Origin of the sequence: Agrobacterium sp. B1(2019) (genome assembly GCF_008274755.1) — a bacterium.
Lineage (GTDB): Bacteria > Pseudomonadota > Alphaproteobacteria > Rhizobiales > Rhizobiaceae > Agrobacterium > Agrobacterium salinitolerans.
The window spans coordinates 28,116-42,996 of record NZ_VTPB01000001.1; the positions used below are offsets into that span (position 1 = coordinate 28,116).

The window sequence follows — 14,881 nt, forward strand, 5'->3', positions numbered from 1 at the left end:
GCCGGTTCCGTTCATGGCGGTGCGGCGTCGATCCCTTTCGGAGCGCGGACAGCTCGATCTGTTCCGGGCGCTTCCCGGCGACTTCGCGCCACGAGACGCGCAGGATCTCATGGCCTATCCCTTCTTCTCCCTTTCCAAAACCCATCGCGTCGCCCCGATTGATTTCGTTGCGGGCAACGTGACGATCCGGGTCGAGGCGGTCCCGGATCATGGCATGGCCACGATCTGGGACGCCGACATCCTGATCTGGGCGGCGAGCCAGATCGTCGAAGCCCGCGATAACGGGCTTCGTACCTCGCGGCTGATGGCCGCCACGCCCTACGAAATCCTCACCTATGTCGGCCGGGGCACCAGCTCGCGCGACTATCAGCGCCTCAAAGCCGCCCTCGACCGCCTGCAATCGACCACCGTTTCCACCTCGATCCGACAGCCTGCCGAAGGCCGCCGTCATCGCTTCTCGTGGATCAATGAGTGGCAGGAACGCACCGATCGCAACGGCCGCCCCGAGGGCATCGAGCTGATCGTGCCGGACTGGTTCTATCAGGCCGTCCTCGACGATGCGCTCGTGCTGACCATCGACCGGACTTATTTCGACCTGACGGGGGGCCTCGACCGCTGGCTCTACCGCCTGGTGCGCAAGCATGGCGGCCGCCAGCGCGATGGCTGGCGCTTCGACTTCCGTCACCTTCACCAGAAATCCGGCAGCCTGTCGCCGTTCAAACGCTTCGCCTTCGAACTGCGCGACATCATCCGGCGCCAGCCGCTGCCCGGCTACAGGCTCTTTCTCGAAGCCGAGATCGGTGGGCGCCTGCTGCTCGCATTCGAGCCGCTGCCCGCCTGTGGACAAGCTGTGGATAGCCTCGTGCTATCGGGAACCCGATCTATCGTGCTATCGGGAACCCGAGGCTCGTGCTATCAGGAACCCAAACAGAGTGTAAGCCACGGAAACTCCACACGAAATCGCGCCCTTAACTTAGAGTCTAACATAGACTCTAACCTTGAAGAGCGCGCGCGTGATGTGGAAAACCTCATCCGCGATGCCGCCAGAAGCCTCAGCGTTACCGCGAAGAAGAGCGTATCGATCGCGCCCGCCGAGCCGGTGTCGACGGCAGTGCAGGACCGCGCTGGCTCTTCCGCATCCGCCAATCCCACGATGCCCCGTGTTCCTCTCGACCCACCGGGAGGACGCCGATGATCGTCGCGCTCCTCAACCAGAAGGGCGGCGTCGGCAAGACGACGCTTGCGCTGCATCTCGCCGGCGAGCTGGCTTTGCGCGGAAAGCGCGTCACGCTTATCGACGCCGATCCACAGGGCTCGGCGCTCGACTGGTCGCAGCAACGCTCTCGCGAGGGCCTGCCGCGCCGTTTTGGCGTTGTCGGCCTCGCGCGCGACACGCTGTACCGTGAAGCCCCTGAACTTGCCCGCGACGTCGATCACGTGGTCATAGACGGGCCACCGCGTGTCGCCGGACTCATGCGCTCCGCGCTGCTCGCGGCCGACCTCGTGCTGATCCCGGTACAGCCGTCGCCGCTCGACGGTTGGGCCTCCGCCGAGATGCTGGCGCTCCTGACGGAGGCGCGCATCTATCGGCCCCAGCTCGCCGCCCGTTTCGTGCTGAACCGCTGCGGCGCCCGCACTGTCATCGCTCGCGAGACGGCCGAGACCCTGGCCGACCACGATCCGCCGGTGCTCGCCAGCACCATCGGCCAGCGCGTCGTCTTCGCCGACGCCGCGCAGACCGGGCGGCTCGCCTTGGACATCGATCCGCGTTCGCCCGCCGCGCGCGAGATCGCGGCGCTGGCGGCTGAGGTCGAGCGTCTCGGTATCCGGTGGACCGCGCCATGACGGTTCGCCCCGAAATCATATTGTCCGGAGACTGCCGCGATCGCATGCCGGCGCGCGGTCCCTACGACATGATCCTCGCCGATCCACCTTACGGCGACACATCACTCGCCTGGGATCGCCGTGTCGAGGGCTGGCTGGCGCTCGCGCGCGGCGCGCTTGCCCCGACCGGCTCGATGTGGGTCTTCGGTTCGCTGCGCAGCTTCATGGCAACCGCCGACCGCTTCGCCGACGCTGGCCTGCGGCTCGCCCAGGAGATCGTCTGGGAGAAGCAGAACGGCACCGGCTTCCATGCGGACCGCTTCAAGCGCGTGCATGAACTGGCCGTTCAATTCTATCCGGCCGAGACACCATGGCGCGCGGTCTACAACGACCCACAAACCACGCCCGACGCGACGGCCCGCACCGTGCGGCGCAAGCAGCGTCCGCCCCATACCGGCCAGATCGACGCTGGCCACTATGTCAGCCACGACGGCGGGCCGCGTCTGATGCGCTCGGTTATCTACCTTCGCAACTGCCACGGTCGCGCCATCCACCCGACCGAGAAGCCATCCGCCCTTCTCGAAATCCTTATCCGCACGAGCTGCCCGGAAGGCGGCCTAGTTGGCGATTGGTTCGCAGGCTCGGGTTCCGGCGGCGAAGCCTGCCGGCTCTCCGGCCGGCGCTATATCGGCTGCGAGATCGACCCCACGATGGCCGACCGCGCCCGCGACCGCATCGCCACCGTGCTGCCGTTCCATGACGGAGGCGCGTCATGACGGTCCCCGCCGAAAAGCGCGGCTTCGCGCAGCGTCCCGCCGATGCGGACGGATGGATCAAGGCGGGGGACACGCCTCCGCCACGCAATGGCGCAGCTGTGACCTTCACGGCCCGCCTCACCATCGACATCACGCCGGAGCTGCGCGGCCGGATCAAGATCGCGGCCTTCCGGCGCGGCGTCACCGCTTCGGAAATGCTGCGCGAGCTGTTTGAGCGCGAATTCCCCGACACCCAAGGAGACACACCATGACCGGCAATGCGGCGCTCCGCATCGGCGGCCGTCCGTTGCCGGACGGTCCCGCCGCGTTCACCACGCTCGTCGAACTCACCTGGATCGAAAAGCGCATCGAGAACTGGATCAGGTTCGGCCGCGAAAGCTACGAACAGAAACTCGACCGCCGTCACAGGGTGGTCGGCTTCGCGCCCGGCACGATATTCTGCCTCGTCCGCTGGGCTGCGAACGAGTACGGAACGATCATCTCGCGCCTGGACATCGTGCGCGCGGTCGACCGTGGCGAGCCGTTCCAGACGCTGCCCTTCGTGCGTCCTGGCGGCGACATCCTGCTGAAGATCGAAAGCTGGCCGAAGGTCGAGGACGTGCTTCGCCATGTCGACGGTATCGAGGCCCTCGGCATCGATCCCGCGGATGCCGATCCCGATCACTGGCGGCACGTCGCGCACTGGATGAATGCCGGCGAGACGCCGCGCCCGTACACGGCCGAGCGCCACCAAGCCTGGCTCCGGCGGCGGGAGATCGGGCGATGAGGCGGCTCGTCTACCTCGCGGCGACATCCGTCGCCGTGCTCGGCATCGCCGCAGCCAGCGCCATGCCGATGCCGCTGAAACTCATCTGGAACGCGACGGCGAGCGCGCCGATCGGCTTCTACACGGTATCGCCGACCGGGCGGATCGAAGTGCCGGATCTCGTCGCCGTCATGCCGCCCGAGCCGTTCGCGTCCTTCATGGTCGAACGCGGTTATGTCGGCCGCGACGTCCCGATCCTCAAGCACGTCGTCGGTCTGCCGGGTCAGCGCGTTTGCCGCGTCGGCCGCGCCATCACGATCGACGATGTACCGCTCGGTGAGGCCCGCGACCGCGACAGCCGTGGCCGCGACCTGCCGGCCTGGCAGGGCTGCCGGGTGATCGCCGACGGCGAACTTTTCCTCATGAACCTCGAAGCCGCCGACAGCCTCGACGGGCGCTACTTCGGCCCGTTTCCCGCCGCGGCGGTGATCGGCCGGGCCACCCCGCTTTTCACCGACGAGGACGGCGACCGCCACTTCGTCTGGCGCGCGCCGACGCGGTGAGCGCGCGCCGTTCGCCACTCCACCGCAGCACAGGAGACCACGATCATGGCCCAGATCGGACAGTTCACGCGCACGGAAACCGGCTTTGAAGGCGAGTTCCGGACGCTCGGTATCAGGGAGGAAATGACCCTCGTCCCCGCCGAACCCTCTGACACCGAGAACGCGCCGAAATACCGCGTCCTGCTCGGTGACGAAGACGGCATCGACATCGGTGCGGGCTGGACGCATGTCGGCGAGCGCGCCGGCGAGTTTGTCTCGATCACGATCTACAGCCCGCTTCTCGGCGGCACGTTTCGCGCAAATCTCTTCCGCACCGGCGACGACGGTTCCGCCTGGGTGTTGAACACCGTCCAGCCTCCCAAGAAGCGGCAGGAGGACTGAATGGCGGCGCCCCGAGACCGCGCGCCCGCCGGACGCACTTCCGCCGTCCGGCGCTCAGCGCTCCTCTTTCTTCTTTCCGGCCTGATCTTCGCCGCAGCCGCACCGCCGACGGTTCTGGCGCAAGTCTCGTCGCCGGTGCGTGCCGCGGCTGCGCATCCACATGCCGCGCATATCACCGAGGCATCGCGCCGCTTCGGCATTCCGCCTGAATGGATCATCGCCGTCACGCGCGCCGAGAGCGCGGGCGATGTGCGCGCCGTCTCCTCGGCGGGCGCGATGGGTTTGATGCAGGTCATGCCGGACACATGGGCCGAGCTTCGCGTCCGCTACCGCCTCGGCCGCAATCCTTATGATCCGCGCGATAACATCCTCGCGGGCACGGCGTACCTGCGCGAGATGTGGGATCGCTATGGCGACATCGCCGCCATGCTCGCGGCCTACAACGCGGGGCCTGCGCGCTATGACGAACATCGCTCGAAGGGCCGTCCGCTGCCCGCCGAGACGCGGGCTTACGTCGCTTCGCTCGCGCCCGCGCTACGCGGCGAGCGCCCTTCGAAGAGCGGTTCGGCGATCGCCCGGCCGCTCGACTGGCGCGAGGCGGCAATCTTCGTCGGGCGCGATAACGGCGCTTCACCCGTCAATTCCGCGTCTCCGGATCGCGCGCCGGGCGACGCCCTTTCACCCGTCACGGCGACACCGCAGATGCTCGTCACCGCGCAGCCGGACGGGCTGTTCGTCGCTCGGAATGCCAACGGAGGCCGGCCATGAGCGGCTCGGCGGCACTTCGCATCCCATCGTGCGCTGGCGTGTCGTGGAGAGCGCGGGGGGTGGCGGCAGGCGCAACAACCGGACGATGGCAGGATAAAAGGGCGCACGGTGCGCTTCGGTCGGGCGGTTGTTTTTGTTCATGTTTTTGGCGCGTTCCGCACTGTGCAGCGCTTTCGCGCACCGTGCGCCCCGCGCCCATCTTCATGATTTTCTTGTCCTTTTTGCACCGTGCGGGGTCACGTCATGTCCGATGACCACGAGTTCCGCATACGTCCAGGCCGCATCCGATCGACCCGCGCGCAGCAGGCCCGGCCTTTCGTTGCGCAGGCGCTCGCCGCAGCGAAGAAGGCAGGCGGTGGCGTCTCGCGATCCGGCCGCGTCATCTCCGGCAACCGTTCGCGCTTCGGGCGCGGCCAGCGCGCCAGCATCCAGGCCAATCGCCTCATCACGTCGCGCACGCGCGGCGCCGTCGTCAAGGCGCGTGTGGTCCGCCATACCGCTCGATCAGCGCCACTCGGAACGCATCTGGACTATCTGCGCCGCGACGGCGTGACCCGTGACGGGGAGAAGGCGCGGCTGTTCGGGCCGGGAACGGAGAATGCGGATGCGCGCGGCTTCGCAGAGCGATGCGGGGACGACCGGCATCATTTCCGGTTCATCGTATCGCCGGATGACGCTCCCGAAATGTCCGACCTTCGATCCTTCACCCGCGATCTCGTCGGCCAGATGGAAAAGGATCTCGGCACGCGGCTCGACTGGGTGGCCGTCGATCATTGGAACACGCAGCATCCGCATATCCATCTGATCGTGCGCGGCGTGCGCGACGATGGCCAGGACCTCGTGATCTCTCGCGACTACATCAAGGAGGGGATGCGTGACCGCGCGCGTGATCTCATCACCCATGAGCTTGGACCGCGAACGGACCTGGATATCCGCCGGAGCCTCGAAAGCCAGATCGAGGCGGAGCGCTGGACCCAGCTCGATCGGCAGCTTGTCCGCGACGCCGGCAAATCCGGCATCATCGATCTCGCCCCGCTCCCAGATCGCCAGCCTGACGAGTTTCATGCGCTGAAGGTCGGCCGCCTGCGCACGCTCGAAATCCTTGGCGTCGCCGGGCAGGTCGGCCACTCGCAATGGTTCATCAAGCCCGAGGCCGAAACGGTGCTGCGCGAGCTCGGCGAGCGCGGCGATATCATCAAGCGCATGCACCGCGCGCTGACCGAGCGCGGCATCGAGCGCGGTTCCGCGAGCTATGTGCTGGCCGGCGAAAGCCTCGACGTGCCTGTCATCGGCCGCCTGGTCGAGCGCGGTCTTGACGACGAGCTCAAGGGGACAGCCTACGCCGTGGTCGACGGCGTGGATGGCCGCACCCATCACATCCGGCTGCCGCATCTCGACGCCGCCGGCGACAGCCCACCTGGCTCGATCGTCGAGCTGCGCACCTATGAGGATGCGCAGGGTCAGCGCCGTGTGGCGCTGGCGGTCCGTTCCGATCTCGATCTCGGCGCACAGGTCAACGCCACAGGCGCGACCTGGCTCGACCGGCAGGCGGTTGCCCGCGAGCCCATCGCCCTATCGGAAGGCGGGTTCGGGTCGGAAGTCCGGCAGGCGATGGAGGATCGAGCTGAACGTCTCATCGGCGAAGGGCTTGCCGATCGCCAGGGCGGGCGCGTTGTCTTCGCGCGACGGCTGCTCAATACGCTGCGTGACCGGGAGGTCAATGCGCTCGGCGATCAGCTCGCCGCCGAGACCGGGCTGCCGTTCGCCCGCGCCGGCTCCGGCGAATACGTCGCCGGCTCTTATCGCCAGCGCTTCGCGCTCGCCTCCGGACGCTTCGCCATGATCGATGACGGCCTCGGCTTCCAGCTCGTACCCTGGTCGCCCTCTCTCGAAAAGCAGGTCGGCCGCCACGTCTCCGGCGTCGCCCGCGACGACGGCGGCGTCGATTGGAATTTCGGCCGGAAACGCGGGCTCGGCCTCTAACCTCAATCAGAAAGGATCATTGCCATGTCCGCCACTAAAATCCTCTGGGGACAGATCCTGATCGTGTTCCTCATCGTCCTCACCACCACCTGGGGCGCGACGCAGTATGTCGCGTGGAGCCTCGGCTTTCAGGCGCAGCTCGGCGAGCCGTGGTTCACGCTCTTCGGCGTCCCGGTCTACTTTCCGGCAGCAATCATGTGGTGGTGGTATTTCTACGATGCCTATGCGCCGGGCATCTTCGCGGTCGGCGGCATGATCGCCGCGTCGGGCGGCTTCATTGCGATCGCCGTCGCCATCGGCATGTCGGTCTGGCGAGCGCGCGAGGCGAAGAACGTCGCCACCTACGGTTCGGCGCGCTGGGCTCAGGATCAGGAGATCCGTGACGCCGGCCTGCTCGGTCCGGATGGCGTCGTGCTCGGCCGATATGAGCGCGACTATCTACGGCACGACGGGGCCGAGCATGTCCTGTGCTTCGCGCCGACGCGATCCGGCAAGGGCGTCGGCCTTGTCGTCCCTTCGCTGCTGACCTGGCCGGGCTCGGCCATCGTGCACGACATCAAGGGAGAGAACTGGACGCTCACCGCCGGATTCCGATCCCGGCACGGCCGGGTGCTGCTTTTCGACCCAACCAACCCGAAGTCATCGGCATACAACCCGCTGCTCGAGGTGAGGCGCGGCGAATGGGAGGTGCGCGACGTGCAGAACATCGCCGACATCCTCGTCGACCCCGAGGGAAGCCTGGACAAGCGGAACCACTGGGAGAAGACCAGCCATTCGCTTCTGGTCGGCGCTATCCTGCACGTCCTCTACGCCGAGCCGGAAAAGACCCTCGCAGGCGTCGCCAACTTTCTGTCCGACCCGAAGCGACCAGTCGAGTCGACGCTGCGCGCGATGATGAAAACCGCTCATCTGGGCGAAGCCGGTCCACATCCCGTCGTCGCCAGCGCGGCGCGCGAGCTGCTGAACAAATCCGACAACGAGCGTTCCGGCGTCTTGTCCACCGCAATGTCCTTCCTGGGCCTCTATCGCGACCCGGTGGTCGCCGAGGTGACGCGCCGCTGCGACTGGCGGATCAGCGATATCGTCGGCGGCGAACGTCCGACGACGCTTTATCTCGTCGTACCGCCCTCGGACATCAATCGCACCAAGCCGCTGATCCGCTTGCTTCTCAACCAGATCGGCCGTCGCCTGACCGAGGACCTGCATGCCAAAGCGGGGCGGCACCGTCTCTTGCTGATGCTCGACGAGTTTCCGGCCCTGGGTAGGCTCGACTTCTTTGAGAGCGCCTTGGCCTTCATGGCTGGGTACGGCCTCAAATCATTCCTGATCGCGCAGAGCCTCAACCAGATCGAGAAGGCATATGGGCCGAACAACTCGATCCTCGACAACTGCCATGTGCGCGTAAGTTTCGCCACCAACGACGAAAGAACGGCCAAGAGAGTGAGCGATGCGCTCGGCACCGCGACCGAGATGAAAGCGATGAAGAACTATGCCGGACACCGCTTGTCGCCCTGGCTTGGCCACCTCATGGTGTCGCGCTCCGAGACCGCTCGCCAGTTGCTCACGCCCGGCGAGATCATGCAACTCCCGCCAGCCGACGAAATCGTCATGGTCGCGGGCATACCGCCGATCCGGGCAAAGAAGGCGCGTTATTACGAGGATGTCCGGTTCAAGGAGCGGGTGCTGTCGCCGCCCGAGTTGAAGCGACCTGCCCACCCTGGCCCGGACGACTGGAGCAGTCTGCCGATACCGGCCCGCCCGGAAGAGATCGCAGCGAGCGTAGCCTCCTCGGACGATGAGGACACCACCAATTCCGAACGCCGGCTGCAACCCGAACTCAGTCGTGCAAAGCCGGTCGAGAAGAAGGCGCCCATCGAAAACGAATTCGAGATCGATCTTCCGGATGACGCTGAGGAGGAGGCCGTCCGCAACCGGCGCATGATCCGGCAGATGCAGGGCATCGCCCGACAGGTCTCGCTTGATCCCAACGACGGCATGGAGCTGTAGTCGCCATGATCGGTCGCCGAAAGAAGAAAAAGACCACGATCTATCTGGACCCCGACGTCGAGAAGACCCTGGCGGATTTCGCCGCGCGTCGGGATCAGTCACAATCCATGATCGCCGAAGCCGCGATCGCGTCATTTCTCTCGCCGGACGATGCCGAACGGCGAGAGGCGATCATTTCGAAACGCCTCGACCAGCTTGATCGTCGCATGACCCGCCTCGAACGCGATGTCGGCATCGCTGTCGAGACACTGGCGGTGTTCATCCGCTTCTGGATCACCACGACGCCCGCATTACCGGAGCCCGCGGCGCAGGCGGCGCGGGCCAAATCCAGCGAGCGTTATGAAGCGTTCATCACCGCCCTCGGTCGGCGTCTGGCGCAGGGGCCGAAGCTTCGTCAGGAGATTTCGGAGGATAAGCCCGAATCGGATGCCTGACCTCCTCACGCGCGGCATCTGGGGGCGGGATCGACAAGTTCAAGAATAGGGCCGCGCCGCCGTTCTCCTGTATTTGCACGCCACGCTACTACTACGACCGAAACTTGTTGAATCAGCCTGATTCCGGGCTCTTTTAATCATCCCCGATCCGGGGGTCATCTTTCGCGTCCCCACGAGAAATGGGGACGATATGCCATCCACTCACCAGAGACAGGAAGCGATTCAGCGCGGCGCTCGCATGCTGCGCACCGCGCTCGGACCCGCCATCGCCCGGTTTCTGGAGGAACCGGCCGTGGTCGAGGTCATGCTGAACCCCGACGGCCGCATCTGGGTGGATCGGCTTTCCGAAGGGCTGGCCGATACCGGTGAGACGATGACGCCCGCCGATGGCGAACGCATCGTGCGCCTGGTCGCTCACCATGTCGGCGCCGAAGTGCATGCTCGCTCCCCGCGTGTATCGGCGGAACTGCCCGAAACCGGCGAACGGTTTGAAGGCTTGCTCCCTCCCGTCGTCGCGTCGCCCGCTTTCGCCATCCGCAAGCCCGCCGTCGCTGTTTTCACGCTCGATGACTACGTGGCGGCCGAGATCATGACGGCCGACCACGCCGCAATGCTGCGAACGGCTGTCGCATCACGCGCCAATATCCTCGTCGCCGGCGGCACCAGCACTGGCAAGACCACATTGACGAACGCGCTTCTTGCCGAAGTCGCCAAGGGCGCGGATCGCGTCGTCATCATCGAGGACACGCGCGAGCTGCAATGCGCCGCGCCAAACCTCGTCTCGATGCGGACGAAGGACGGCGTGGCGACGCTCTCGGATCTCGTCCGGTCCTCGCTGCGCCTGCGGCCCGACCGTATTCCGATCGGCGAGGTACGCGGTTCCGAAGCCCTCGACCTCCTGAAGGCATGGGGCACTGGCCATCCCGGCGGCATCGGTACGATCCACGCCGGCTCCGGCATCGGCGCGTTGCGCCGCCTTGAGCAGCTCATCCAGGAAGCCGTCGTCACCGTTCCCCGAGCGCTGATCGCAGAGACCATCGACATCGTTGCCGTCCTCGCTGGGCGCGGCTCGTCGCGGCGGCTGGCCGAACTCGCCCGCGTCGAAGGGCTCGGCCCGGACGGCGACTACCGTATCACCCCCGCAACCACCCCGAATGGAGAAACAGAATGATGTCGCCTGTCATTCCGAATGTGTTCAAGCTGCCGATCCTGTCGATCTTACGGCGTCCGGCAGACACGCCGTCCGGCACCATCCTGCGCGGCCACCGGAAACGCCTCGCCGCGTCGACCGCGCTCATCACCATCATGATGCTGGCCGCCACGCCGCCGGCTTACGCCTCCGGTTCGTCCATGCCGTGGGAGCAGCCGCTTCAACAGATCCTCCAGTCGATCGAGGGGCCGGTCGCCAAAATTGTCGCCGTGATCATCATCATCGCCACCGGCCTCGCGCTCGCCTTCGGCGATACGAGCGGCGGATTTCGCCGGCTGATCCAGATCGTCTTTGGCTTGAGCATCGCGTTTGCCGCGTCGAGCTTCTTCCTGTCGTTCTTCTCGTTCGGCGGCGGGGCGCTCCTCTGATGCCGGCCGCGTTCGAGCAACTGGACGCCGTGCCGGGTTACACGGTCCCCGTCCACCGCGCCCTTACCGAGCACATTCTGCTCGGCGGCGCCCCGCGGTCTATCGCCATCATGAACGGCACGCTGGCCGGGGCGGTCGGCCTCGGCCTGCGACTCTGGCTGGTCGGGCTCGCTATCTGGGCGATCGGCCACTTCATTGCCGTGTGGGCCGCCCGCCGCGATCCGCTCTTCGTCGAGGTCGGCCGCAGGCACCTTCGCATCCCCGGCCATCTTGCGGTTTGAGGGAGGCGCCGCCGATGATGAACCTTGCCGAATATCGCCGCTCAGCCTCGCGTCTTGCCGACTATCTGCCCTGGGTCGCCCTCGTTGCTCCCGGCGTCGTACTCAACAAGGACGGCTCGTTCCAGCGCACTGCGCGTTTTCGCGGTCCCGATCTCGATTCCGCCGTCGCGGCCGAGCTGGTCGCCGTCGCCAGCCGCATCAACAACGCCTTCCGTCGACTTGGATTGGGCTGGAGCATCTTCGTCGAGGCGCAGCGCCACGAGGCCGGCACTTATCCGGACAGTAGCTTTCCCGATCAGGCATCCGGCCTGCTCGACGCCGAGCGAAAGGCCGATTTCGAGGAAGCGGGCGCTCATTTCGTTTCGAGCTACTTCCTGACCTTCCTATTTCTTCCGCCCGCGGAGGAAGCCGCGCGCACCGAGGCATGGCTGTACGAAGGCCGCGAACGTTCGGGCATCGACCCGCATGAGATTCTGCGGGCCTTTACCGACCGCACCGACCGCGTGCTGGCGCTTCTCGACGGCTTCATGCCGTCCTGCCGCTGGCTCGATGACGGCGAGACGCTGACCTACTTGCATTCGACGATCTCGACGAAGCGCCATCGCGTCCGCGTCCCCGAAACGCCGGTCTACCTCGACGCGCTTCTGGCCGACCAGCCGCTGACCGGGGGGCTGGAGCCGCGTCTTGGTGAGCAGAATCTGCGCGTGCTGACCATCATCGGATTCCCGACGGCAACGACGCCTGGATTGCTGGACGACCTTAACCGGCTGGCCTTCCCATATCGCTGGTCGACGCGGGCGATCCTCCTCGACAAGACCGACGCGACGAAACTCCTAACGAAGATTCGTCGGCAGTGGTTCGCCAAGCGAAAGTCGATCGCCGCAATCCTCAAGGAGGTGATGACCAACGAGCAGTCGGTGCTCGTGGATACCGACGCGGCGAACAAGGCGGCGGATGCCGATCTCGCCCTTCAGGAGCTCGGCGCCGACGTGGCGGGGCTGGCCTACGTCACCGCGACCATCACCGTCTGGGACGCCGACCCACGCCTTGCCGACGAGAAATTGCGGCTGGTCGAGAAGGTCATCCAGGGTCGCGACTTCACCGCCATGATCGAGACCGTGAACGCCGTGGACGCATGGCTCGGCAGCTTGCCCGGCCATGCCTACGCCAACGTCCGCCAGCCGCCGATCTCGACACTCAATCTCGCCCACATGATCCCCCTGAGCGCCGTGTGGGCGGGGCCGGAACGGGACGAGCACTTCGATGCGCCCCCCTTGCTCTATGGCAAGACCGAAGGCTCGACCCCGTTCCGGTTGGCTCTGCATGTGGGCGACGTCGGCCATACCCTGGTCGTCGGCCCCACCGGGGCGGGTAAGTCTGTGCTGCTCGCCCTTATGGCCTTGCAGTTCCGTCGCTACGCCCGCAGCCAGGTCTTCGCTTTCGATTTCGGTGGCTCGATCCGGGCCGCCGCACTCGCCATGGGCGGCGATTGGCATGACCTCGGCGGCGGTCTCACCGAAGGTTCGGATGTTTCCGTATCGCTTCAGCCGCTCGCCCTCATTCACGACACCTATGAGCGCGCATGGGCCGCCGACTGGATCGTCGCGATCCTCTCCCGCGAGGGCATCACGATCACGCCCGAGGCGAAGGAGCATATCTGGACCGCGCTCACCTCGCTCGCCTCCGCGCCGGTCGAGGAGCGGACGATAACGGGCCTGAACGTTTTGCTCCAGTCGAACGATCTGAAGCAGGCGCTTCGTCCCTATTGCGTCGGCGGCCCCTATGGGCGGCTGCTCGACGCGGAGACCGAACACCTTGGCTCGGCAGATGTGCAGGCATTTGAAGTCGAAGGCTTGATCGGGACGGGTGCAGCCCCGGCCGTGCTGGCTTACCTGTTCCATCGCATCGGCGACAGGCTGGACGGGCGGCCGACGCTTCTCATCATAGATGAAGGCTGGCTTGCGCTGGACGACGAGGGTTTCGCCGGTCAGCTCCGCGAATGGCTCAAAACACTGCGCAAGAAAAACGCCAGCGTCATCTTCGCAACCCAAAGCCTGTCCGACATCGACAATTCGCCGATAGCGCCGGCTATCATCGAGAGCTGCCCGACGCGGCTGCTCTTGCCGAACGAACGCGCCATCGAACCGCAGATCACGGCAATCTATCGCCGCTTCGGCCTCAATGACCGGCAGATAGAAATCCTTGCGCGGGCGACGCCCAAGCGCGATTACTACTGCCAAAGCCGCAGAGGCAATCGGCTGTTCGAGCTTGGCCTGTCCGAAGTCGGACTAGCGCTCTGCGCCGCATCCTCGAAATCCGACCAGACCCTGATCGCCAGCCTTGTGGCCGAGCACGGCCACGAGGGCTTCCTCGCCGCTTGGCTCGAAGCCCGCGAAGTCGGCTGGGCGATCGACCTGCTCCCGAATTTCCCAACGCTCAACCACCAGTCCGAAAAGGAGCTTCAGCCATGAGCATCTATCGACTTCGCAAATCCTCCGCCGTTCTTGCTGCCGCCATGCTGGCCGTCCCGATTGCAGTTTCGCCGTTGGCGACCGTGCCCGCTTATGCGTGGAAAATTGTCTATGACCCCAGCAACTACGCGCAAAATGTCCTAACAGCCGCGCGTACGCTGGAGCAGATCAACCACCAGATCACCTCGCTTCAGAACGAAGCGACCATGCTCATCAACCAGGCGAGGAATCTGGCAAACCTGCCGTTCTCCTCGCTCCAGACCCTTCAGCAGAATGTTCAAAAAACCCAGCAGCTCCTGAAGCAGGCGCAGAACATTGCCTTCGACGTGCAGAACATCGATCAGGTGTTCCAGCAGCAATACGGCAGCGTCTCGATGTCGGCGAGCGACCAGCAGCTGGTCACCGCCGCGCGTAGCCGCTGGCAGAACACCGTCGGCAGCTTGCAGGACGCGATGCGCGTGCAGGCCGGCGTCGTTGGTAACATCGACACCAACCGTACGCAGATGAGCGAACTGGTGAGCCAGAGCCAGGGCGCGACCGGCGCGCTTCAGGCGACGCAGGCCGGCAACCAGCTCCTCGCCCTCCAGTCGCAGCAGCTTTCCGATCTGGTCGCGCTGCTCGCCGCCAATGGTCGATCGGGCGCGCTGACCGAAGCAGAGCGCACCGCCGCGGCCGAGCAGGGGCGCGAACAGCGCCGCCGCTTTCTGACGCCCGGCTCCGGCTATCAGCCCGGCAGCGCACGGATGTTCAACGGCAACTGAGGGCCAGAAAGGAGCACTGTCATGGACAGCATGATGCTGGCCCGGCTGGGCGCTGTCGTATTCGTCGCCGTCGCCATCACGGCGGCGGTTGTGGAGATGACTCGCAAGGGCGAGGCGCCGGCGGGAGCGCCGGCGCGCATCCTCGAGCCCGCGCGCGATCCGCTGCGCGAGGGCCAGCGCCGGTGCCAGCAGCTTGGTCAGCAGGCCGCGAGCGACGCCGAATGCCTGCGCGTCTGGGCCGAGACCCGCAATCGATTCCTCGGCCGTCCGATTGCTCCGGCATCGCCGTCCTCAAGCGACAGGCGGTGA

17 protein-coding genes are annotated in these 14,881 nt (G+C 66.0%); all 17 read left to right on the forward strand.

Going from position 1 to position 14,881, the window contains the following annotated elements:
* Positions 1-13: 13 nt before the first annotated feature.
* The 17 genes from AGR1_RS00155 to trbK-alt all read left to right on the forward strand — a co-directional run bounded on the left by AGR1_RS00155 (position 14) and on the right by trbK-alt (position 14,881).
* The gene (locus AGR1_RS00155; RefSeq protein WP_149145826.1) at positions 14-1,195 is read left to right on the forward strand and encodes a replication initiator protein A; all 1,182 of its coding nucleotides are present in this window, start codon (positions 14-16) and stop codon (positions 1,193-1,195) included.
* Positions 1,192-1,845 (forward strand): ParA family partition ATPase, encoded by a 654-nt coding sequence (gene parA, locus AGR1_RS00160; protein WP_142860139.1) that lies wholly within the window; start codon positions 1,192-1,194, stop codon positions 1,843-1,845. The genes AGR1_RS00155 and parA overlap by 4 nt, the downstream gene beginning before the upstream one ends.
* Positions 1,842-2,600, forward strand: coding sequence for a site-specific DNA-methyltransferase (locus AGR1_RS00165; protein ID WP_149145827.1), 759 nt, complete (start codon positions 1,842-1,844; stop codon positions 2,598-2,600). Before parA ends, AGR1_RS00165 begins: the two co-directional genes overlap by 4 nt.
* Positions 2,597-2,851: a CopG family transcriptional regulator gene (locus AGR1_RS00170; protein WP_149145828.1), complete on the forward strand. Its 255-nt coding sequence runs from the start codon at positions 2,597-2,599 to the stop codon at positions 2,849-2,851. Before AGR1_RS00165 ends, AGR1_RS00170 begins: the two co-directional genes overlap by 4 nt.
* Positions 2,848-3,366 carry a DUF2840 domain-containing protein gene (locus AGR1_RS00175; protein WP_149145829.1) on the forward strand — a complete coding sequence of 173 codons (519 nt, stop codon included), beginning with the start codon at positions 2,848-2,850 and terminating at the stop codon, positions 3,364-3,366. The genes AGR1_RS00170 and AGR1_RS00175 overlap by 4 nt, the downstream gene beginning before the upstream one ends.
* The gene (locus AGR1_RS00180; protein ID WP_149145830.1) at positions 3,363-3,908 is read left to right on the forward strand and encodes a S26 family signal peptidase; all 546 of its coding nucleotides are present in this window, start codon (positions 3,363-3,365) and stop codon (positions 3,906-3,908) included. The genes AGR1_RS00175 and AGR1_RS00180 overlap by 4 nt, the downstream gene beginning before the upstream one ends.
* A 45-nt stretch (positions 3,909-3,953) precedes the next feature.
* Complete coding sequence (locus tag AGR1_RS00185) at positions 3,954-4,289, forward strand: DUF736 domain-containing protein (protein ID WP_149145831.1); 336 nt, start codon at positions 3,954-3,956, stop codon at positions 4,287-4,289.
* Entirely contained in the window at positions 4,290-5,057 is a 768-nt protein-coding gene (locus AGR1_RS00190) for a lytic transglycosylase domain-containing protein (protein ID WP_149145832.1), read from the forward strand.
* A gap of 243 nt (positions 5,058-5,300) precedes the next feature.
* A complete protein-coding gene (locus tag AGR1_RS00195; RefSeq protein WP_149145833.1) occupies positions 5,301-7,040 on the forward strand; it encodes a VirD2 family relaxase/mobilization nuclease in 1,740 nt (579 codons plus the stop codon).
* A gap of 24 nt (positions 7,041-7,064) precedes the next feature.
* Complete coding sequence (locus AGR1_RS00200; RefSeq protein ID WP_149145834.1) at positions 7,065-9,047, forward strand: conjugal transfer protein TraG; 1,983 nt, start codon at positions 7,065-7,067, stop codon at positions 9,045-9,047.
* A 5-nt stretch (positions 9,048-9,052) separates the two neighbouring features.
* Entirely contained in the window at positions 9,053-9,481 is a 429-nt protein-coding gene (locus tag AGR1_RS00205) for a CopG family transcriptional regulator (RefSeq protein ID WP_149145835.1), read from the forward strand.
* A gap of 190 nt (positions 9,482-9,671) precedes the next feature.
* The gene (trbB, locus tag AGR1_RS00210; RefSeq protein WP_149145836.1) at positions 9,672-10,652 is read left to right on the forward strand and encodes a P-type conjugative transfer ATPase TrbB; all 981 of its coding nucleotides are present in this window, start codon (positions 9,672-9,674) and stop codon (positions 10,650-10,652) included.
* Positions 10,649-11,059: a TrbC/VirB2 family protein gene (locus tag AGR1_RS00215; RefSeq protein WP_348640582.1), complete on the forward strand. Its 411-nt coding sequence runs from the start codon at positions 10,649-10,651 to the stop codon at positions 11,057-11,059. Before trbB ends, AGR1_RS00215 begins: the two co-directional genes overlap by 4 nt.
* Positions 11,059-11,340, forward strand: a complete 282-nt coding sequence (locus tag AGR1_RS00220; protein WP_064331648.1) for a VirB3 family type IV secretion system protein — start codon at positions 11,059-11,061, stop codon at positions 11,338-11,340. The genes AGR1_RS00215 and AGR1_RS00220 overlap by 1 nt, the downstream gene beginning before the upstream one ends.
* Before the next feature lie 14 nt (positions 11,341-11,354).
* A complete protein-coding gene (gene trbE / locus AGR1_RS00225) occupies positions 11,355-13,811 on the forward strand; it encodes a conjugal transfer protein TrbE (protein ID WP_149145837.1) in 2,457 nt (818 codons plus the stop codon).
* Positions 13,808-14,572, forward strand: a complete 765-nt coding sequence (gene trbJ / locus AGR1_RS00230; RefSeq protein WP_149145838.1) for a P-type conjugative transfer protein TrbJ — start codon at positions 13,808-13,810, stop codon at positions 14,570-14,572. The genes trbE and trbJ overlap by 4 nt, the downstream gene beginning before the upstream one ends.
* A gap of 21 nt (positions 14,573-14,593) precedes the next feature.
* Positions 14,594-14,881 (forward strand): putative entry exclusion protein TrbK-alt, encoded by a 288-nt coding sequence (gene trbK-alt / locus AGR1_RS00235; RefSeq protein ID WP_149145839.1) that lies wholly within the window; start codon positions 14,594-14,596, stop codon positions 14,879-14,881.